The organism is Bacteroides caccae, assembly GCF_002222615.2.
Classification (GTDB): domain Bacteria; phylum Bacteroidota; class Bacteroidia; order Bacteroidales; family Bacteroidaceae; genus Bacteroides; species Bacteroides caccae.
In genome coordinates this window covers 2,085,533-2,106,202 of the sequence record NZ_CP022412.2, presented here as the reverse complement: position 1 = coordinate 2,106,202, position 20,670 = coordinate 2,085,533, and the positions used below count along the sequence as shown (strand labels likewise).

The following is a 20,670-nucleotide window of genomic DNA, read 5'->3' as shown; positions in this document are numbered from 1 at the left end:
CTTATTTCACAGAATCTTTTTTCACAGAGTCCGGCAGGGCTTTTGTTTCCGGTTGTGGCGGAGCAGTCGCCTCGTCGTCGACGTAGAATATACCTTCAATATTATGAATCGTATAAACGGTCATTTGCTGATTGGAATCGAACCCATGCCCGGTGATAATCCGGTCCGGTTGCTGGATACGAATAAACTTGTCGGAATACACTTTCTGCGTAGCTTCATTCCAGTAAAGCAGTTCCGTATTGAAACGCTCTCCTTTCCGGTTTTGTATATCCACGTTTCCTATCAGTTTCCAGAGTCTTTCCTTGTCATAGTAGTAGGCAGTATCCGCCTTGATACTGGCTTCTATATGAAAGATCGAATCGAACTGTTCAAGATACACTCCTTTTTCAAATGCCCAATAAGACGGCTTCTTGCGGTCGAAAACCAGCCACTCTTCCGTATTCACCCGATAGCGGGTCACTCCCGAATCGGATATAAGGGTTGTCACTCCGGATGTCTGCATCACTGCCATGGAGTCACGTTCTGTAATAGCATCCCCCGTTATTTTCTTTTTGCCACCACAGGAGGGAAATAAAAGAAGCATAACAATTGTCCCTAAGACAATTGTTATGCTCATGCTTTTATGCAACAAACGGTTCTTTCGTTTTCGCAACATACGTTTATCTAATCGTTGTAGACTCTCCGATCCAGCCACCGATAGTAATACGGTCGCCAGCCTTATAACCTAACATAAACAGGTCTTTTGCTTGCGGAGTGTGTGCAGAATATCTGCCGATCAATTTGTTTGCTTCTTCAGCTACACTCGGGTCTACTTGTTTTGCGCGTTGCAATTTGTCAATTATAACAAAGTAAGTACACTTGTTCAGTGCAGACTCGTCACTCCAGTTAGGACTCATTGCATAAAGGTTGGCAATCAAAATATACGGAGCGCCATAATTTTCATTGAGACCGATAGCTTTCTGACAGTAAGTTCTTGCCTGTGACAATTTCTTAGCAGAAGCCAACACAGCAGCAGCAGCGTATGCTTTTTCCGCTTTCTTTATATTGTCAGTTTCCAAGTTGATAGCTTCATCAAAGAATTTCACTGCACTGTCGATATCACCTTTCTTGAATGCCTGATATGCACACCCGGTAGCAGCCTCTGCTGTCGGTTCCATTTTATAAGCATAGAAAGATGCCTGCAAATAAGCTTCACTTTCCGTACATTTCATCATTTTCATGATGTCGATTACTTTCTTCAAATAAGCGAGGTCAGTCTGATTAGCTTCTACTTTCGGGCCATAAATTCCTTGCAGTGATTCACAATCAGCAGTACCACTGTTTACAAACAAGGCAACCAAGTTATCTTTGATACCCAGCAGAGCTTTCTTCTTTGCTTCATTAGTTTCAGCAGCAATGGCAGCATCAGCATATTCGGAAGCAGCCAGATAATCCTGAATAAATTGTTCCTTATGAGCAGGATCAGCTTTCAGTTTATCCAAAGACATCTGCAGGAAATAGAAAATAGTAGCTCCGGCAGACTCGCCTTTTACAGCATTAACCGATTGGCTCAGCCATTGATAAGCCTGATTCACATCCAGTTTCGGAGCCAAGGCGATATAGTCTACAGCCTTGATACCCAAAGCTTCATCAGCAGAAGATACCTTCGTACCTTTAGCCAGGAATTCATCAGTGTATTTGATACGCAAGTCATGCGTATTCATCAGTTCATTAAAATATTTCTGATATTCCGGATTATTTCTGTCCTTAATCTGTGCCATTAAACCTTTCAGAATTTTATATCCGTCAGTAAAAGTGTAGAAACGGAGTGTCGGACAGTTTTCCAACACAGCTTTCCAAGGAGTATACGCATCTTTAAAGTTACCTGCACGCACAGCTTCATGCGAGATACTACTGTTTGAATTACAGTTAGTCGCATCCTGTGCTACCACAGTAGTCGCCCCTGCCGAAAGGAACAACATAGCTACAAGCGTTTTAATTTTCATTGTATCTAAATTTTAGTTGTTAGTATAATATTATAGTCGTCTATTCTCTTCTCTTTTTAATTCTTGCATTACTCTACTCTACGCTTGAAGAACCAACGTTCGTTGAACGTCAATCCGATACTTACGCGGAAGATATTTTCGTTCACAAAAGTCGCTTCTTGTCCACTGATACGAACAAACTGTCCACTGATACTGAGGATAGAGCGTGAACGGGGAACAGGCAGACCGAAACCGGCTGTTACACCATATTCGCGGGTAGCCTTCTTGCCGTTGATCTTATAATACGGGGTCGTATAATAAGCTCCCAAACGATATTTTATGTGAGCAAGATAAGAACGTCCCAGCAAGTTAGGGATATATTCCGCACCCACAGATATTTTAGAACGGTCGCAATAAGCATAAGTTTCATCAAAATCACCACGTATGGATTCATCTGTTGTCCTTACACCAAAGTCTGCTTTCGACCATTGTTGCAAACTGTAATCCACTCCGATTGTCAGTCGTTTGTCATAGTTATAGGTAAATCCGACACCATACGTATTAGGGAGTGCCAATGTAGCATCCGGCGCCACGCTAGTTGAAGTTTCAACCGTACCTGTACTATTAGAGACCAACTGTGTGGTCACATCATAATCATTCCCCAGTTTTATTTTTGGAGAATATACAACACCAAGCGTCACTGAATGTTTCTTATCTATATCCTTTGTATACTGTGCTCCAAAGTCCAGCTTATAAGATGATACAGATGCAGTCGCCTGTTGCACAAAATTATAAGCCCCCGACACATTCGGATAATAAATAGTCCGCGAACGGGTTATATCCCCCCAAAAATAAGAAGCATTTACACCCACTGAAAGATCTTTGAATACCTTCACACCCAATCCGACATATAGTTGGTGTAAACCTCCGTCGCCTGTATAATTTCTGGCATAAGCTGTCGTATTACCAGTTGCGGGATCTGTCGCATTCTGAGTATCCGATACCGTATATCCCACATTGGAGAACGGCAGCAAACCGATACTCATTGCTAGTCTCCTATGTAACCGGAATTGCATTGCCAGATAGTCGAAACTAGAGTTTTTGGCGTTCAGCTTCACGCCACCGCCACTAATATTCATATTTTGAAGACTGACGCCCCCTTCAAAGAGGAAAGTCAACGAGTCAATGGCTGTATACGAAGCAGGATTCAACGGATTGATCTGCGCTCCGTCCCGGAGTCCGAAAGCAATTCCTCCCATTGCCTTACTGTTTCCGAAGTTCTGGTCAGACAAGTCGCCATAGCCATATCGTGTATAAGGAGAGTTTGTATTATTTTGAGCGATTGCCATTCCGGTAACCATTGTGAGCAATAGCGCCCAAAGCGTGTGTTTAAATCCTACCATTATTATAGTTTAAAATTCTATTTAATCCTTTCAACACTAAAAATCTATCTGCAAAGATGATACTTTTTACGCTGCTATCAAAAGAAAAATCATCTCCGCCCGTTAAAAAAACCAAAAGTTCAGGATATTTATGCTTCATAGACTCAATATAACCTGAAATTTCGTATTCCATACCTTTCAACACCCCGGCGCGTATAGCCGTTTCGGTATCCCGCCCCATGGGGAGTTTGCGCCCGTTGGAGTCAATAAGAGGCAAGCGTCCGGTAAACTGGTTGAGTGCCTTGAAACGCATCTGCATACCGGGAGAAATATTACCACCATGATACTGTCCTTTCGAGTCTATAAACTCGTAAGTAATGCAAGTTCCCGCATCAATCACCAATATATCTCTACGAGGATATTGCTCATTCGCTCCCACCACAGCAGCCATTCGGTCGTATCCCAGCGTTTCGGGAGTTTCGTACAGGTTGGTGACCGGAAGCGGAGTCTTCGAATCGAGCCACAGCAAAGGGAAAGGCAAGGCGACCAAAGCCGCAAGCACCCGTTCGCTTAAATCAATCACGGTAGCTACAATTCCCTGCTCAACCGGGTATTTGACACAAAGAGCTTCCAGGCAATCCAATGACTGATTGGACTCGGTCAGCACTTCCACCATTTCCCCACCGTCAAAGAGGGCAACCTTCGCAGCGGTATTTCCTATGTCGATAATTAAATTCAATGCATTCTTATCTTTTAGCGGGCGCAAAGGTAAAGTAAAAAAAGAGAAATCGAAACATCTGAGAGAAATTATCTTCTTTTTTGGTTCTTCTTCTGTTCTCTCTCTCAAAAAAGTGTGTCGGGCGAACTATATAATATAGAATAATATATATTTTTATTTATATATGCACGGTTAGTGGCACGCCTCCATTTTTCAGCAGAAGATAAATCACTAATTCACAATCAATTATACATGCAAAAGGGGTAGCACGGTTAGTGGCACGCTTTTACGTGTATAATTCCGGTAAAACAGAGGCTCTATTTCACCCAAATGAAGGCTCTATTTACCCCAAACAGAGGCTCTATTTTGATAAAACAGAGCCTCTGTTTCACGAATCCAACAATTCTTTGTATATTCGCTGCCAAAATAAAACGAACCTACTGATGAAACGGTCTTTTTTATATGTAATCTTCTCTCTTTTCCTGTTGCTCCTGCCCATTGGACAAACAACTGCCAACAGCAATGACTCTATCCGTCTTAGCCTGCTGACTTGTGCTCCCGGAGAAGTGATATACACCCTGTTCGGACACACTGCCATTCGTTACGAAAATCCCTCACAAGGGATTGACGTCGTATTCAATTACGGCTTATTCAGCTTTGACATCCCTAACTTCGCTCTCCGCTTCTCACTCGGAGAAACGGACTACCGACTGGGAGTGATCGACTACCCTCATTTTGCAGGAGAATATGCCTATTTCGGACGCAGCGTATGGCAACAAACACTTAACCTGAACAACGAAGAAAAGGCCGAACTAATCCGCTTGTTACAAGAAAATTACCGCCCCGAAAACCGGGTGTACCGTTATAATTTCTTTTACGATAATTGTGCCACCCGTCCCCGCGACAAGATAGAAGAAAGTATTGCAGGCAAAGTGATTTATCCCGTAGAACCGCAAGACGGTTCACGTACCTTCCGCGAGATCGTCCACCAATATTGCAAAGGACATCCGTGGGCACGTTTTGGCATTGATCTATGCATCGGAGGCGAAGCCGATCGGCCTATCACGCAGCGACAGATGATGTTTGCCCCGTTCTATCTAATGGATGCATTTGCCGGCGCACAAATTACCGGTGATTCCATTCAACGCCCGCTTGTAACGGACAGCGAACTGATTGTGGATGCCACTCCCGAAGAAGATGAAAGCTTTTGGATACCCACTCCGCTGCAATCCGCTCTTCTCCTCTTTATACTTACCGCCGCCGCTACCATTTACGGCATCCGCCGACGGACAGGACTCTGGGGAGTCGACCTCATATTGTTCGGTACGGCAGGTATCGCAGGATGTATCCTTGCGTTCCTGGCCCTCTTCTCCGAACACCCGGCTGTCAGCTCCAATTTCCTGTTATTTGTCTTTCATCCGGGCCAGCTTCTTTTCCTTCCTTACATCATATATTGTGTCCGAAAAGGGAAGAAATGTTGGTATTTGACCTTAAATCTTATTATTTTAACACTTTTTATAGTGCTTTTTCCGGTAATTCCGCAAAGATTTGACTTTGCTGTTGTACCTTTGGCACTCTGTTTGCTGATACGTTCAGTGAGCAATCTAATTGTGACATCTAAAAAGAAATAATGAAAGGACTACTAACTTCCCTTATCACCGTACTGACCTTCACCGGGCTGCAAGCCCAGTCGCTACCTGCCGCCCCTAAATTAGTGGTGGGACTGACGATCGACCAATTACGTACGGACTATCTGGAAGCATTTTCGTCACTTTACGGCGAGAAGGGCTTTAAACGTCTTTGGAAAGAGGGAAGAGTGTTCCATAACGCCGAATATACTTTCAGCGGTGTAGACCGCGCTTCCGCCATAGCTGCCATTTATAGCGGTACGACGCCCTCCATGAACGGAATTATCTCCAAACGCTGGATGGACGCCGCCACCCTCCGCCCCGTCAACAGCACGGACGACACGGCATTTATGGGATATTACACCGATCAGACGGTCGCCCCCACCAAATTGCTGACTTCCACCATTGCCGACGAGCTTAAAATAGCTACACAAGGTAAGGGACTTGTATACGCCATTGCCCCCAACTGCGACGCCGCCATTTTTGCCGCCGGACATGCCGGAAACGGTGCTTTCTGGCTCAATCCCAATACCGGAAAATGGAGCGGGACAACCTACTACGGAGAATTTCCCTGGTGGGCAAGTCAATACAACGACCGCCAGGCTGTCGATTTCCGTATCGCCGGCATGACATGGGAACCGGTTTTCCCGCGGGGGATGTACACTTTCCTGCCAGATTGGCGGGATATGCTTTTCAAATATAAATTTGACGACGACCGCAACAACAAGTTCCGACGGTTCATCGCCAGTCCCTTTGTGAACGATGAAGTCAATGCACTCGCCGAAGAAGCGCTCAACAAAAGTTCTATCGGTATGGACGATATTACTGACTTATTGGCACTGACTTATTATGCAGGCAACTACGCACATAAATCCGTACAGGAATGTGCTATGGAAATACAAGATACATACGTACGTCTCGACCGCAGTATCGCCAACCTGCTCGACGTGCTCGACAAGAAGGTAGGACTACAAAACGTGCTTCTTTTCGTCACCTCGACCGGCTATACGGACAGCGAATCGCCCGATTCGGGATTATACAAAATCCCCGGCGGAGAGTTTTATCTCAACCGCTGCGCCGCCTTGCTGAATATGTACCTCATGGCTACATACGGTGAGGGAAAGTACGTTGAAACCCACCACAACCAGCAAATCTATCTGAACCATAAATTACTGGAAAAGAAAGAACTGAACTTGACGGAAATACAGCAGAAGTCCGCCGAATTCCTGATGCAGTTCAGCGGAGTGAACGAGGCATATTCCGCCAACCGGCTTCTACTGGGTTCATGGACTCCGGAGATCTATAAAATACGCAACGGTTACCACCGCAAACGTTCGGGAGACCTCGTAATCGACGTCCTCCCCGGGTGGACAATCGTCAACGAGAATGGCGGCGAAAACAAAGTGGTACGCCATTCTTATATTCCTTCGCCATTGATTTTCATGGGACATTCCGTGAAACCGGCCGTTATCCAGACACCTGTAACAATAGACCATATCGCGCCTACACTGGCACATTTTATGCGCATCCGAGCTCCCAACGCCTGCACATCTGCTCCTATTACCGGCCTGCGGTAAAAGAAACCTCACAAAAACAGGGCGCAAAACATAAATAAATCAGCATTTTAATGTAACTTTGCGCAAACTATTTTAATTCGATAAATAATAAACATACTTATACAAATGGGATTCAATGAATTTTTAAGCTCGATTTTCGGAAACAAATCCACGCGAGACATGAAAGAAATCAAGCCCTGGGTGGAGAAAATCAAAGCTGCTTACCCGGAGATTGAGAAACTTGACAACGACGCACTCCGTGCCAAAACGGAAGAACTCAAAAAATATATCCATGAGTCGGCTACCGCCGAACGTGCGAAAGTGGAAGAACTGAAAGCGAGTATCGAAAGCCTGGAACTGGAAGACCGCGAAGAAGTCTTTGCACAAATCGACAAGATAGAAAAAGAAATTCTGGATAAATACGAAAAAGCACTGGACGAAGTACTGCCCGTTGCTTTCTCAATCGTCAAGGCTACCGCAAAACGTTTCACGGAAAATGAAGAAATCGTAGTTGCCGCCACTGATTTCGACCGCCAACTGGCTGCTACAAAAGACTTTGTACGCATCGAGGGCGATAAGGCCATTTATCAGAATCACTGGATAGCCGGTGGTAACGATACGGTCTGGAACATGGTACACTACGATGTACAGTTGTTCGGTGGTGTCGTTCTGCACAAAGGCAAGATTGCGGAAATGGCAACCGGTGAAGGTAAGACATTGGTGGCTACCCTCCCCGTATTCCTGAATGCACTGACCGGAAACGGTGTGCACGTGGTTACCGTGAATGATTATCTGGCAAAACGTGACTCCGAATGGATGGGTCCTCTTTATATGTTCCACGGTTTGAGCGTAGATTGCATCGACCGTCACCAGCCGAACTCCGACGCACGCCGCCAGGCATATCTGGCAGACATCACGTTCGGTACCAACAACGAATTCGGTTTCGACTACCTGCGTGACAATATGGCGATCAGCCCGAAAGACCTTGTACAGCGTCAGCACAACTACGCTATCGTCGATGAGGTCGACTCCGTATTGATCGATGACGCCCGTACTCCGCTGATTATCTCCGGTCCCGTGCCGAAAGGTGACGACCAACTGTTCGAGCAGCTCCGTCCGCTAGTAGAGCGTCTGGTAGAAGCACAGAAAGTATTGGCAACCAAGTATTTGTCCGAAGCAAAAAAACTGATCGCATCCAACGATAAGAAAGAAGTGGAAGAAGGATTCCTCGCCCTGTACCGCAGCCACAAATGTTTGCCGAAGAACAAAGCATTGATTAAGTTCCTGAGTGAACAGGGCATTAAAGCCGGTATGCTGAAGACGGAAGAAATCTACATGGAGCAGAACAACAAGCGTATGCACGAAGTGACGGAACCGTTGTACTTCGTCATTGATGAAAAGCTGAACAGTGTAGACCTGACCGATAAAGGTATCGACCTGATCACCGGTAACTCCGAAGACCCGACACTATTCGTTCTTCCGGACATTGCCGCAGAACTTTCGGAATTGGAGAATATGAACCTGACCAACGAACAGTTGTTGGAGAAAAAGGACGAACTGCTTACAAACTACGCTATTAAATCGGAACGTGTACATACTATCAACCAATTGTTGAAGGCTTACACCATGTTCGAGAAAGACGACGAATACGTAGTGATCGACGGACAGGTGAAGATTGTAGACGAACAGACCGGACGTATCATGGAAGGCCGCCGTTACTCTGACGGATTGCACCAGGCTATCGAAGCCAAAGAAGGCGTGAAAGTGGAAGCTGCCACACAGACCTTTGCTACGATTACTCTGCAGAACTACTTCCGTATGTATCACAAGCTATCCGGTATGACCGGTACAGCCGAAACGGAAGCCGGCGAACTCTGGGACATCTACAAACTGGATGTGGTAGTGATCCCGACCAACCGCCCGATTGCCCGTAAAGATATGAACGACCGCGTCTACAAGACGAAACGTGAAAAATATAAAGCCGTAATCGAAGAAATCGAACAACTGGTGAACGCCGGACGCCCGGTATTGGTAGGTACTACTTCGGTAGAAATCTCCGAAATGCTGAGCAAGATGTTGACCATGCGCAAGATCGAACACAAGGTGCTGAATGCGAAGTTACACCAGAAAGAAGCTGATATTGTTGCTACTGCCGGTTTGAGCGGAACAGTTACCATTGCCACCAACATGGCCGGTCGTGGTACCGACATCAAGCTAAGCCCGGAAGTGAAAGCCGCAGGCGGTTTGGCAATCATCGGTACGGAGCGCCACGAATCCCGCCGTGTAGACCGCCAGTTGCGTGGTCGTGCAGGACGTCAGGGTGACCCGGGTTCTTCTGTATTCTTCGTGTCACTGGAAGACGACTTGATGCGTCTGTTCTCCTCCGACCGTATCGCCAGCGTAATGGACAGGCTCGGTTTCCAGGAAGGTGAAATGATTGAGCACAAGATGATTTCCAACTCTATCGAACGTGCACAGAAGAAGGTAGAAGAAAACAACTTCGGTATCCGTAAACGCCTGTTGGAATATGACGACGTGATGAACAAGCAACGTACGGTTGTCTATACGAAACGCCGCCATGCTTTAATGGGCGAACGTATCGGTATGGATATTGTGAACATGATTTGGGACCGTTGCGCCAACGCTATCGAGAACAACGACTACGAAGGTTGCCAAATGGAACTGCTTCAGACGTTGGCTATGGAAACTCCGTTCACCGAAGAAGAATTCCGCAACGAGAAGAAAGAGAAACTGGCTGAAAAGACATTCGGCATTGCCATGGAGAACTTCAAACGTAAGACTGAACGCCTGGCACAGATTGCCAATCCGGTTATCAAACAGGTATATGAGAACCAGGGACACATGTACGAGAACATCCTGATTCCTATCACGGACGGTAAACGTATGTACAATATCTCTTGTAACCTGAAAGCTGCTTACGAATCCGAATCCAAAGAGGTAGTAAAAGCATTTGAAAAGTCAATCCTGCTGCACGTTATCGACGAAGCATGGAAAGAGAACCTGCGCGAACTGGATGAACTGAAACACTCTGTACAGAATGCAAGCTACGAGCAGAAAGACCCGTTGTTGATTTACAAACTGGAATCTGTAACGTTGTTTGACTCAATGGTGAATAAGATTAACAATCAGACTGTTTCTATCTTGATGCGCGGACAAATTCCTGTACAGGAAGCTCCGGATGAACAGGCTGCCCGTCGCGTAGAAGTACGCCAGGCTGCACCGGAACAGCGTCAGGACATGAGCAAGTATCGTGAGAACAAGCAGGACCTGAGTGATCCGAATCAGCAGGCTGCTGCCAGTCAGGATACGCGCGAGCAACAGAGACGTGAACCGATTCGTGCCGAAAAGACCGTAGGACGTAATGATCCCTGTCCATGCGGAAGCGGCAAGAAGTATAAAAACTGTCACGGAAAGAACGTTTGATAAAGAAGAGTTCAAGTAGTTAATTAGTCCTAACTACTTTACTAAATAATAAAGGCTGCCTGACAAGTCAGTAGTATCCGCAATTCCCCTTCTTCGGGAAGAAGGGGTGGCTGAAAGCCGGGGTGGTAGGTGGATACACAATGCTGATAATAATAGACTTATATATTCACCTACCACCTCCCCCTACGGGGACTCCTCCTTCCCGAAGGAGGAGAGTTTTAGATACTATCGACTTGTCAGGCGGCCTCTTTCTTTTATTCGTGTAAAATAGTACTTTTGTTCAAACTACTAAATGAATCAAACTATGGCAAAATCTTATTCACTGGCATTCATCTCTCTGTTCCTGTTGCTATTCAACAGTTGCCAGAGCATCGAACAGATTTCCATTGATTATCTGCAACCCGCCGACTTGAGTTTTCCACCCCAGCTCCGCAAGGTAGCTGTTGTGAATAACACCAGCGATGCACCGGATAACAAATTGATTACAGAAGTACAGAAAACGAAGGAAAACGTTCCGGAAGTAAGTCGCGCCACAGCCTATGCCAACGGTGATCCCAAGATTGCTGCCGAATCATTGGCTGAAGAAATAGCCCACCAGAATTACTTTGATGAAGTTGTCATTTGTGACTCCGCCTTACGTGCCAATGACAAGTTAGCGCGTGAAAATATGCTAAGTCAAGAGGAAGTCAGCCAGTTAGCTTCCGATTTAGGAGTTGATTTTATTATTGCATTAGAGAATCTGCAATTCAAAGCAACCAAGACCATTCGTTATCTACCCGATTTCAATTGTTATCAGGGAGCTATGGATGTAAAAGTATATCCCACAGTACGGGTTTATGTGCCGGGACGAAGCAAGCCCATGACCACCCTTCACCCTAATGACAGTATCTTTTGGGAAGATTTCGGAGGTTCGGTCACAGAAGCGGCTGCCCGTATCATCCCCGAAAGGGAAATGTTGAAAGAAGCTGCGGAATTTGCAGGAACAGTTCCGGTAAAGCATCTGGTTCCGATATGGAAAACGGGAAAACGGTATTTATACACCGGCGGTTCGGTTCAGATGCGCGATGCAGCTATCTACGTCCGCGAAAATTCATGGGATAATGCATTCGAACTTTGGCATCAGGCTTTCGAAGGAACCAAGAACACAAAGAAGCAGATGAGAGCCGCCTTCAATATTGCCGTGTATTATGAGACGAAAGATAGTCTATCTCAAGCTGTGAAATGGGCGGAAAAGGCACAGCAACTAGCCAAGAAGATAGAGAAAAAGAATGTTGTCAACAATGTCAAAGCGAGTATTGACGATGTGCCGAATTATTACCTCACCAGCCTCTATTTGGCCGAATTGAAGGAGAGAAATGCTCAAATATCCAAATTAAAGATGCAAATGAGCCGATTTAATGATGATTTTTAAGGAAATCATGTATCAAATCTTATTTTTTTTATACCTTTGAACTGACAAAAAGAAGGAACCTATGAAACTGAGCCAACAATCATTATCTATCATCGAATCGGCTATCCAAAAGGCAGTCGGCAAATATGTATGCAATTGTGAACAGACAGTCGTAACCGATATTCATCTGCAACCTGACCAGACGTCAGGGCAACTGAATATTTACAACGATGATGATGAAGAACTAGCAAACGTCATGGTGGAAGAATGGGCAACATACGACGGCGATGATTTCCTCGAAAATATTGAGCCCGGCTTACGTAGTATCCTTTGCAGAATGAAAGATGCAGGTGACTTCGACAAGGTGACTATCCTGAAACCTTATTCGTTTGTACTGGTGGATGAGGACAAAGAAACGGTAACTGAACTATTGTTGGTAGACGACGATACGATGCTGGTGAATGACGAGCTACTGAAAGGATTGGATAAAGAGTTGGATGATTTTCTGAAAGAGTTGCTGGAAAAGTAAAATCTAATATATGGCAATAAAAAAGATTCTGTTATTATAACAAGGCAAATGTAGAAGCGGCTGTACAAAGGCAATTCAACGGTTCGGACGAAGTAAACAAGTTGATGTGGATTCTACAAGAATAAAAAAGAACGGCATGAAACTAAATTTTTATATACTACTCTTATGCCTTAGCAGCATAGGAATAACAAGTTGGGGTCGCAATGCGACCCCAACCTCTCATCTCACCGTCCTGCAACTCAACATTTGGCAGGAAGGAAGCATCGTAGAAGGAGGATTTGAAGCCATAGCCGATGAAGTGGCACAAGTTGATGCCGATATCGTTTTTTTCAGTGAAGTCCGCAACTACAATGGCACCTGCTTTATATCCCGCATCATTGAGGCACTTAAGAAACGTGGAAAAACTTACTATGGAGAACATAACCCTCTGGATGTAGGCATTTTATCCAAATACAATATAAGTCAGCAGGAGATTATCTATCCAAAGGACAGCGGTTGCGGCTCTATCCTGAAAGCAACTATCGGCATAGCCGGACATACTATTGCCGTTTATTCCGCCCACTTAGATTATAAGAATTATGCTTGTTACTTACCTCGTGGTTACAATGGAAGTACTTGGAAGAAAATGACACAACCTGTTCATAATGCGGATTCCATTTTAGCGGCCAACCGGATCGCCTTTCGCGAAGAAGCCATTGAAGTATTCATCGAAAACGCACGGCAAGACATTGCCGAAGGAGCCATTGTTCTATTAGGAGGAGATTTCAACGAACCTTCTCACCTCGACTGGCAAGAAGATACAAAAGACCTATGGGACCATAATGGGGTAGTTATCAATTGGGACTGTTCAAGTATACTCTGCAAAGAAGGATTCAAGGACATATATCGGACTCTATATCCTAACCCGGTCACTCACCCGGGATTCACTTTTCCTTCCGACAACGACAAGATGCCTGTCAGCAAATTAACTTGGGCACCCGATGCGGACGAAAGAGACCGGATTGATTTTATTTACTTTTATCCTAATCAGGACATTACACCGATATCCTCTATGATTCTCGGTCCGTCCCGTTCCATTGTCAAAAGTCAGCGCATAGAAGAGAATACAGAAGACAACTTCATCACCCCCAAAGGCATATGGCCTTCTGACCATAAAGGAGTAATAGCCACTTTCAGGATATCTCCCCAATAGAACAGACTTTTCCAGCTTAGAGCCGTATTATGGGGAGATACTGCTGATCTGTCGGACAGCTCCTCTTTTTATTACTTCTATATTACTAGTTTATCGGACATATAGATCCAATGTGTTGGACATATATAGCCAGCGCGTTGGGCATATAGATCCAATACGCTGGACATATAGATTCAGCATCTCATCCATAACAGCCTGATTAACCGCCCGTTAAACCCGGTAGACAAATTGCTGTTACTTTATTTATTTTCGTCCATAGTTGAAACAAATTCTTCGACTTTTGAAAAGCAGCGCTTTAGGTAGGCTAAAGCTATGCTTTACACACTCTAAAGCGCCGCTTTAGAGTTCAAAAAAGGACACTACATGGAAGTAAAACGTACAGGGTGAAGAAGTGAAGGACGCTTTCAATCGTTTCTCCTTCTCTCCTTCACCCTGTATCTATTTATTCATCGGCAGTCCAACACGAAGATGAACCTGATGAACCCTCAATAAGAGTATAAAAATAAAATTGCTATTATCTCATACTTTTGAATCAATACTCATGAGCCTTTTCCGCCCAAGCTTTCTCCATACCATAGAAATTAATCACTTCACCGCTAGCTTTGCCTTCCAACTCCTGTTGTTTCTGCTCAAAGAAAGTTTTCCAACGCAGATAATACAAATCTTTCAAAAGACCACTCCATTCACGATGAGAATAATCATGCAAACCTCCCTGATTGGAAGCGATACTATCACCCCAGACTGTGATTAATGCAGATGCATTCCATTCATAGAGTTTCTTTTCCGCGTCCGTATTGCCCAAAGAACGTGCGGCAGTCAGCCAAGAAGATACGGAGAATTCTTTCCGGGTAGACAATAAACTGTCTTGCGACAAAATGAGTTCAAGGAACTGCTGCGTCTGCTTCCGGAAATTCTCTTTGTCTTTACGATCATAACTTTGGGATATTTCATCGAGCAATGCATTGCCTTTATCAGCATTACTCTGACGTACGATATCCACCAAGTCATATTCAAAATTATTGTTGCCTTTATATTGTTCAGCCACAGAGAGCATTAAGTCCGCTGCTTTCGAAGTAGAATCAGGCGAATAGAACAGTTTGGAATATCCCCATGTAGACGTTCTGTCCAAATGGAAACCCGGACGGGCACACAATAAGGATTCCACCGTTCCCTCACCCTGATAATTCTTGGGAGCATTATAAACCGTATGTTCCAATGCTCTCCATGCTTCCATAACTTCCGGTGACAGTTCACCACCATAACGGGCTTTCAGATATCCTTGCAACCATGTATCCGGCGAGAAACGTTCCGCACGCCACGGCAACTCATACAACAATTCAAACATCACCGGATTATTCTCAATACCTTCGGGAGTAGTACCTACTCCACGCAATGTTTTCCCATTTGCATGTGTACACGCATCGTAATATCCGTTCACCAACTGATTCATTCGTCCATGCAAACCGACATTTCCTCCGAAGTTCAACAACATACAATAAAGCCAGTCATGCTTGCCAAAGCCTTTCTCACGATACCACATCGAATCCGGATCCCCCCATTGAGGAAGTCTTTCGCTATACAAATCCAGCACCAACATATCTCCGGCATTCAACACATCAACCATAGCCGGACGCGGATTTGCCTGCCATGCCTGAATGACCCAAACTGCTTCCGGATTGGCTTTCTTCATGGCTTTCATTATAGAAGTTCCGGCCTTCGCCAAGTCTACCCCTTCTGTGTTGCCTCCCTCATGGAATGGGTCCATACTATAATATTTAGCTTTTCCGTAAAGTTTCTCCAATTCTTCGTAGTACATAGCCGCAAAAGAATCGAAATGCTCGTCTTCCGAAGAAAGGAAGGCCGGACGAGGGAAACCGCACCACTTGCCGGGGTCGGCAATCTGATAACCTAGTTTCTCACCGATATTACGGGGAACCATTCCTGCATAACCCGGAAATACGGGTTCAATTCCCAGTTCCCGCATACGGGATACGATCTTCTTTTGAAGTGCTTCTTGTTGCTGATACCAACTGTCAGGATTGGGTCCGCCCCACCCTTCCAGATTGTTCATCTGCCACCAGGCCATAAATGCCGGACCGGAGATAAATTCATTGATTTCTTCCGTTGTGTATCCGACACGTTTCAGCAGATTATACCAGACTACTTCCATTCCGGTTATGCTCAAAGGCATATTAATGCCATGCAATGCCATCCAGTCAATCTCCTTCTCCCAACGTTCCCAATCCCAGAAAGCCATTGAGTAGGAATAAGTACAATAATTCAGATAATAACGGTTTTGCATAGCTGTCTCCTGACGGATTTTCCCCGTGGGAAGAGGGAGCACTTCCGGCAACTTTTGTGACGGGTTATTCCAGGAAAGATGAATACCGGCTACATACTTCAGATACCAGTTCAGTCCTGTTGCCAATGACAGATCGGAATTTCCGACTATCAGGACTTTACCGTCTTCGGCAGTTATTTCAAAGTAATCCTTAGACACATCGTCTTTTTCCGGTGTCATCCGAAAAAGGATTCGATCTTTCGAGGTTCCTTCCGTTACACGTTCTGCCAAAGAATTTACCGGTAACTGCTTCGGTTGGCAGCTACAAAACAAAGTCACTCCAAATAATAAGGTTATCAAAATACGTATGTTCATAATCGTGTTTTTTAGATTTGCCAAAGATAGTAAATAGAAATCAAATTTCTTACTACCTGTACACTTTAATCAATGAAACAAGAAGAATTGCGGGCGACCGTATACGTTTATCTCTTTTACCTTCCCTGACAAAAAAGCACCTTTACGTACTTTGAAGCGAAGGGCTGATATTTTATAGATTTCCTTTATGTCCACAATGATACGGTGCGGCTGTCCGGGTTCCGTTGCCGGATCTGTATGCCAGAATGAAGAAATATCTCCGTCGAACAAGTTCTCCGCTATACCCAGATTCTTATCTGCCTGCTCGCTGCTTACGTAAACAACTTCCCATTTGGTCTTATCAATCGGTTGTCCCTTATCGTCCAACAAATCAACCTCTGAAATACACGCCTGATTGTCTTCCGTATAAGAAGAAAGCGTTTCGATGCAAAAATGACGCAGAGTGCGCATAACCGGTAAATCAACTTGCTGCCAATCGTTTGTCTCCGCCAAAGTGGTGTTCAGAAGAATATCTCCTTCTTCGAGAATCGGACTGCCTGTTTGATTGCGTTGCTGTTTCTCCGGCTTGTTTTTATCAATACCCAAACTGTCGAGAATCGGCTTGTCCAATCCCTGCAAGTTCCTCTTTCCCGTATCCTCCATTTCGAAAACAACAATCTCATTCTCACCTTTTTTCAACCAGGGAGCAGGTATATAAAGAGTTTGTTGCGGACCGATATTCCAGAAACGTCCCAACGATTTACCGTTTACCCAGACAGCTCCTTTACCCCATTGGCTCATATCGACAAAGCAATCGCCTTGCTGTTCGATAATGAATGTCCCTCTATGAAATGCCGGAACGCCTTTGATTTCTTGTCCGAAAGACAAGGAAGATACTTCTTCCTTATAAAGAGGAAGCGGTGTGATTGACCACCCTGTCAATTTCTCATTCCCCCAAAGCACCTGACTTGTAATTCCTTTACGGTTAAAAAGAATATCGGGACCATAATTGACCCGTCCGGTATTTTCAACCAGAATCTCAAGTGTGGCGGGAACTTTATGAATATCCAATGTCGTGCTATTCTGATTATAACGACGGTCAAGGCTGGCTACTTGTTTACCGTCCACCAGAATAACGGCATAATCACGCAAATCCTGAATAATCAATTTCTGTTTTCCCGGTGTCTTAATGGTAGTCTGATAGTGGATATATCCGAAATCGGCTCCTACATCTTCCATGGATAAAACATCTTCCGATTGTATAGTCTGATGAAATGCCGTAGTTAACGGAGCACTTTCTTTCAGCTCGACCGTCGCAAAGGTTGTGGTCGGATTATCGGCAGGCACTTCCGGCAACTGTGTTCCCTCCGGCAGGTATTTCTGAATGATCTCCCGGAAAGCATGATATTTCGGATAGCAGTTGCCCCATTCTCCAAGCGGAGCGTCATAATCGTAGCTGGTAGGTTGGGGACGGAATCCTCCGCTGGTATTGGCACCGTTCATATACCAGAAATTTGTTCCTCCGTGGAACATATACATACTGACAGATACGCCATGTCCCAACATCCAATCCAGTTGTTCGGCAGGACGCTCGTAGGCAACAGAAGAATGACGTTTCCCCCATTCATCAAACCAAGCCGGATAGAACTCCGCCACAAAGTACGGACCGCCCGGATGATATTTATCCACGATTTTAAATATATCTTCGCCGAACACGCCGTTCAAAGTAGGCAATGCACCGGCAATATGTCCGGCTTCCACCTGCCCACCGCCGTCGCAAGTAAACAACGGAACATTGAATCCGGCTTCTTGAAGCATATCACGGATAGCAGCAAGGTATTCTTTGTCGGCCGCATACGAACCGTATTCGTTTTCCACCTGTACCATGATAATATTACCGCCGTTGTTGATAGTCAGAGGGGCCAGTTGCTTGCCAAGTTCCTTGATATATCGTTCGCAATAAGACATGAAACGCGGGTCCTTACTGCGATAAGTCAAGTCCTTTTCTTTCAGGAGCCACGAAGGATAACCTCCGAAATCCCATTCCGCACACACGTATGGCCCGGGACGAAGAATGACATACAGCCCTTCTTCCTGTGCAATACGTACAAACTCGGCAATATCCGCTTGTCCGCTGAAATCAAATACTCCGGGTTGCCGTTCGTGGAAGTTCCAGAATACATAAGCAGACACGGTGTTCAACCCCATTGCACGCGCTCGGTGCAGACGGTCACGCCAATACTCGTGCGGAATACGGGGATAATGCATTTCTCCGCATATCAATTGCACATCTTTCCCGTTAATATTAAAAGTACCATTTTCTATTTTAACCTGTTCCCTGGGGGAGGAACAGGCTGAAATAAAAAATGATACAATTAAGTTAAGCATAATAAATACGTTGCTTCTACTTTTATTCATCTTTATTCAAACTATATCATAAGTATTGAATGTTCCGGGGGCTTCTTCAAATTTGGTGGTTATTTAGCAAGTCGGTGGTATCTCCATTCCCCTCCTTCGGGAAGGAGAATGGAGGATACTATCGACTATAAACTAGCAAATCATTATTTTACAAATTCACCTTACCGACAAATTTAAAGAGTAATCTGCTCCGACTTGCCCACAAGATATCGGTTTGTCCCGACCGAAGCATTCATCAATCCGTATCAGAATGTAACTTCACCGAAAATATTCACTGCATATTTTCCTGCGTCATCATACCAATGAGTGAGTTTCTCCGTCGGAGCAAACTTGATGGCGTAAGCCGGATTGTATTTCAAATCGGCCACTTTCTCCGGCATCCAGATTCCAACTTTGTATGTCCCGCTCAATCCGGCAGCTGCACTTCCTTTTATAACATACTTCGCTACCTGATTCGGTTCTTCATTTGTAGAAGGAATCCATGTTTTAGGATCAACATCCAGCTTTATTTCTTTAGCTACCTGACCGTCTCCGGAAACCAGCACAAGATATACTTCTTTCGGATTAATCACCGTAGCAAAACCGGTATTAGTTATCGTCAGATTATATTCCAAGTTTCCGTTTTTCGCCTCCACTGTCGATTCGCTTTGCAGATTCAACCGGTATCCCAAATGGTCACGTACAAATTCATAGAATGAACGGACAACCTCATTTCCTTCAGCGTCTTTAAAATAACTCTCATCAAAGAGAATGTTATTATCATTCAGCAAAGAAGGATATACTTTTACTTGTTTCCAACTCATGATATTCAAATCAAAATTCTGCGTTATATCAAAAGCCGAATAACGGTGTTCACGCAAAATACGCAATGACTTCATCGGAGTAATTAGTGCAGCCAAACCCCATTCGGTATCTTCATTATAAGGAATCTCACCACTCATATAGAAATTATTCGCTTTTACTTCCCCGGTTATTTGTTTATAATCATCCGTATTGGGAACAAAGTCATTGCCCGGCGCATGAGAATGTTCACCGGCTGTAAAGTAATCGTTCGCATATCCGATACGTCCGCGGTATTCTTCCTGCTCCAATGTCAATGCTTTCTTATGACTCGGGTAACGCATTTCTACACAATATGGAACAGGCAAAGCTCTTAACAGTGCACTGACAATTGCATTCTTCGCATCCTGATCATTTGCCAACGGCGACGTATGCCACTCTCCCCAAGCACCAATAAAACCAACTTGCACCGTAGCAATCTGACCGATATATTCATTCAACAAAGGTGTCAATTGTTCAATATGCCTAAGAATCCATTGTTTAGATTCACCGCCGGACGTATTAAGCCCCGCATGATTGTATGCAAAACGAAGAATGGCTTTATATCCCTGCGCTTTCATCAACTCAAACACCTTGCGGATATTATTCAAAGCCTCATCATCAAGATCTTTACTCACCCATTTGGTCAGATAGATATATTGCTGCACAAGAGTCAGATTATCGTCTTTCGCATCAAACTGCTCTATTTTCTTTTTATACAAATCCTCACCATATACTTCATAATCATTATATGGACTTTTCATCTCATCAGCCAGCAAATTACATTCAAGATGAAAGCCTCTATCAGGATTTCTCAACGACTCGATATGAACGATTTTACCTACAACTTCCGGAGTTTCCGGTTCATTCGTACCTTCTTCCTCTCCATACTGTCCTGCATACACATCTATCGTATCAGAACAAAAGCTACACATAATACCTAATAATAAGGTAGATAATATGGTCATAGTTTTCTTTATATTGATTAACATGAT

Annotated in this window: 13 protein-coding genes; 6 read left to right on the top strand and 7 right to left on the bottom strand. The window is 44.6% G+C overall.

From position 1 onward, the window contains the following. Position 1: 1 nt before the first annotated feature. The 4 genes from lptC to CGC64_RS08140 all read right to left on the bottom strand — a co-directional run bounded on the left by lptC (position 2) and on the right by CGC64_RS08140 (position 4,085). A complete protein-coding gene (gene lptC, locus CGC64_RS08155) occupies positions 2 to 616 on the bottom strand; it encodes an LPS export ABC transporter periplasmic protein LptC (protein WP_005679346.1) in 615 nt (204 codons plus the stop codon). Between the two features lie 43 nt (positions 617 to 659). Next, positions 660 to 1,985, bottom strand: a complete 1,326-nt coding sequence (locus CGC64_RS08150) for a hypothetical protein (RefSeq protein WP_005679345.1) — start codon at positions 1,983 to 1,985, stop codon at positions 660 to 662. A 68-nt stretch (positions 1,986 to 2,053) separates the two neighbouring features. Beyond that, positions 2,054 to 3,367: an outer membrane protein transport protein gene (locus CGC64_RS08145; RefSeq protein WP_005679344.1), complete on the bottom strand. Its 1,314-nt coding sequence runs from the start codon at positions 3,365 to 3,367 to the stop codon at positions 2,054 to 2,056. Next, positions 3,354 to 4,085, bottom strand: a complete 732-nt coding sequence (locus CGC64_RS08140; protein WP_032855530.1) for a type III pantothenate kinase — start codon at positions 4,083 to 4,085, stop codon at positions 3,354 to 3,356. Before CGC64_RS08140 ends, CGC64_RS08145 begins: the two co-directional genes overlap by 14 nt. Positions 4,086 to 4,507: 422 nt before the next feature. On the opposite strand from CGC64_RS08140, the gene lnb reads away from it, so the two are divergent. The 6 genes from lnb (at position 4,508) to CGC64_RS08110 (ending at position 13,803) form a co-directional block, all read left to right on the top strand. After that, positions 4,508 to 5,695, top strand: coding sequence for a lipoprotein N-acyltransferase Lnb (gene lnb, locus CGC64_RS08135; protein WP_032855527.1), 1,188 nt, complete (start codon positions 4,508 to 4,510; stop codon positions 5,693 to 5,695). Further along, positions 5,695 to 7,269, top strand: a complete 1,575-nt coding sequence (locus tag CGC64_RS08130) for an alkaline phosphatase family protein (RefSeq protein WP_005679340.1) — start codon at positions 5,695 to 5,697, stop codon at positions 7,267 to 7,269. Before lnb ends, CGC64_RS08130 begins: the two co-directional genes overlap by 1 nt. Positions 7,270 to 7,374: 105 nt before the next feature. Then, complete coding sequence (gene secA, locus CGC64_RS08125) at positions 7,375 to 10,692, top strand: preprotein translocase subunit SecA (protein WP_005679339.1); 3,318 nt, start codon at positions 7,375 to 7,377, stop codon at positions 10,690 to 10,692. A 304-nt stretch (positions 10,693 to 10,996) separates the two neighbouring features. After that, a complete protein-coding gene (locus CGC64_RS08120) occupies positions 10,997 to 12,103 on the top strand; it encodes a DUF6340 family protein (RefSeq protein ID WP_005680199.1) in 1,107 nt (368 codons plus the stop codon). Positions 12,104 to 12,164: 61 nt separating this feature from the next. Next, the gene (locus CGC64_RS08115) at positions 12,165 to 12,611 is read left to right on the top strand and encodes a hypothetical protein (protein WP_005677500.1); all 447 of its coding nucleotides are present in this window, start codon (positions 12,165 to 12,167) and stop codon (positions 12,609 to 12,611) included. Between the two features lie 136 nt (positions 12,612 to 12,747). Beyond that, a complete protein-coding gene (locus CGC64_RS08110; protein ID WP_005677499.1) occupies positions 12,748 to 13,803 on the top strand; it encodes an endonuclease/exonuclease/phosphatase family protein in 1,056 nt (351 codons plus the stop codon). A 532-nt stretch (positions 13,804 to 14,335) separates the two neighbouring features. Here the strand turns inward: CGC64_RS08110 and CGC64_RS08105 are convergent. The 3 genes from CGC64_RS08105 to CGC64_RS08095 form a co-directional block, all read right to left on the bottom strand. Then, complete coding sequence (locus CGC64_RS08105; protein WP_005677498.1) at positions 14,336 to 16,459, bottom strand: alpha-N-acetylglucosaminidase; 2,124 nt, start codon at positions 16,457 to 16,459, stop codon at positions 14,336 to 14,338. A 69-nt stretch (positions 16,460 to 16,528) separates the two neighbouring features. Next, positions 16,529 to 18,826 (bottom strand): beta-galactosidase, encoded by a 2,298-nt coding sequence (locus tag CGC64_RS08100; RefSeq protein ID WP_232286818.1) that lies wholly within the window; start codon positions 18,824 to 18,826, stop codon positions 16,529 to 16,531. 275 nt (positions 18,827 to 19,101) lie between these two features. Next, complete coding sequence (locus tag CGC64_RS08095; protein WP_032855144.1) at positions 19,102 to 20,667, bottom strand: DUF4874 domain-containing protein; 1,566 nt, start codon at positions 20,665 to 20,667, stop codon at positions 19,102 to 19,104. Positions 20,668 to 20,670 lie beyond the last annotated feature (3 nt).

Coding starts and splice junctions, on each gene's coding strand:
- lptC (WP_005679346.1), bottom strand. CDS start 616: ATGAGCATAACAATTGTCTTAGGGACAATTGTTATGCTTCTTTTATTT.
- CGC64_RS08150 (WP_005679345.1), bottom strand. CDS start 1,985: ATGAAAATTAAAACGCTTGTAGCTATGTTGTTCCTTTCGGCAGGGGCG.
- CGC64_RS08145 (WP_005679344.1), bottom strand. CDS start 3,367: ATGGTAGGATTTAAACACACGCTTTGGGCGCTATTGCTCACAATGGTT.
- lnb (WP_032855527.1), top strand. CDS start 4,508: ATGAAACGGTCTTTTTTATATGTAATCTTCTCTCTTTTCCTGTTGCTC.
- CGC64_RS08130 (WP_005679340.1), top strand. CDS start 5,695: ATGAAAGGACTACTAACTTCCCTTATCACCGTACTGACCTTCACCGGG.
- secA (WP_005679339.1), top strand. CDS start 7,375: ATGGGATTCAATGAATTTTTAAGCTCGATTTTCGGAAACAAATCCACG.
- CGC64_RS08120 (WP_005680199.1), top strand. CDS start 10,997: ATGGCAAAATCTTATTCACTGGCATTCATCTCTCTGTTCCTGTTGCTA.
- CGC64_RS08115 (WP_005677500.1), top strand. CDS start 12,165: ATGAAACTGAGCCAACAATCATTATCTATCATCGAATCGGCTATCCAA.
- CGC64_RS08110 (WP_005677499.1), top strand. CDS start 12,748: ATGAAACTAAATTTTTATATACTACTCTTATGCCTTAGCAGCATAGGA.
- CGC64_RS08105 (WP_005677498.1), bottom strand. CDS start 16,459: ATGAACATACGTATTTTGATAACCTTATTATTTGGAGTGACTTTGTTT.
- CGC64_RS08100 (WP_232286818.1), bottom strand. CDS start 18,826: ATGCTTAACTTAATTGTATCATTTTTTATTTCAGCCTGTTCCTCCCCC.
- CGC64_RS08095 (WP_032855144.1), bottom strand. CDS start 20,667: ATGTTAATCAATATAAAGAAAACTATGACCATATTATCTACCTTATTA.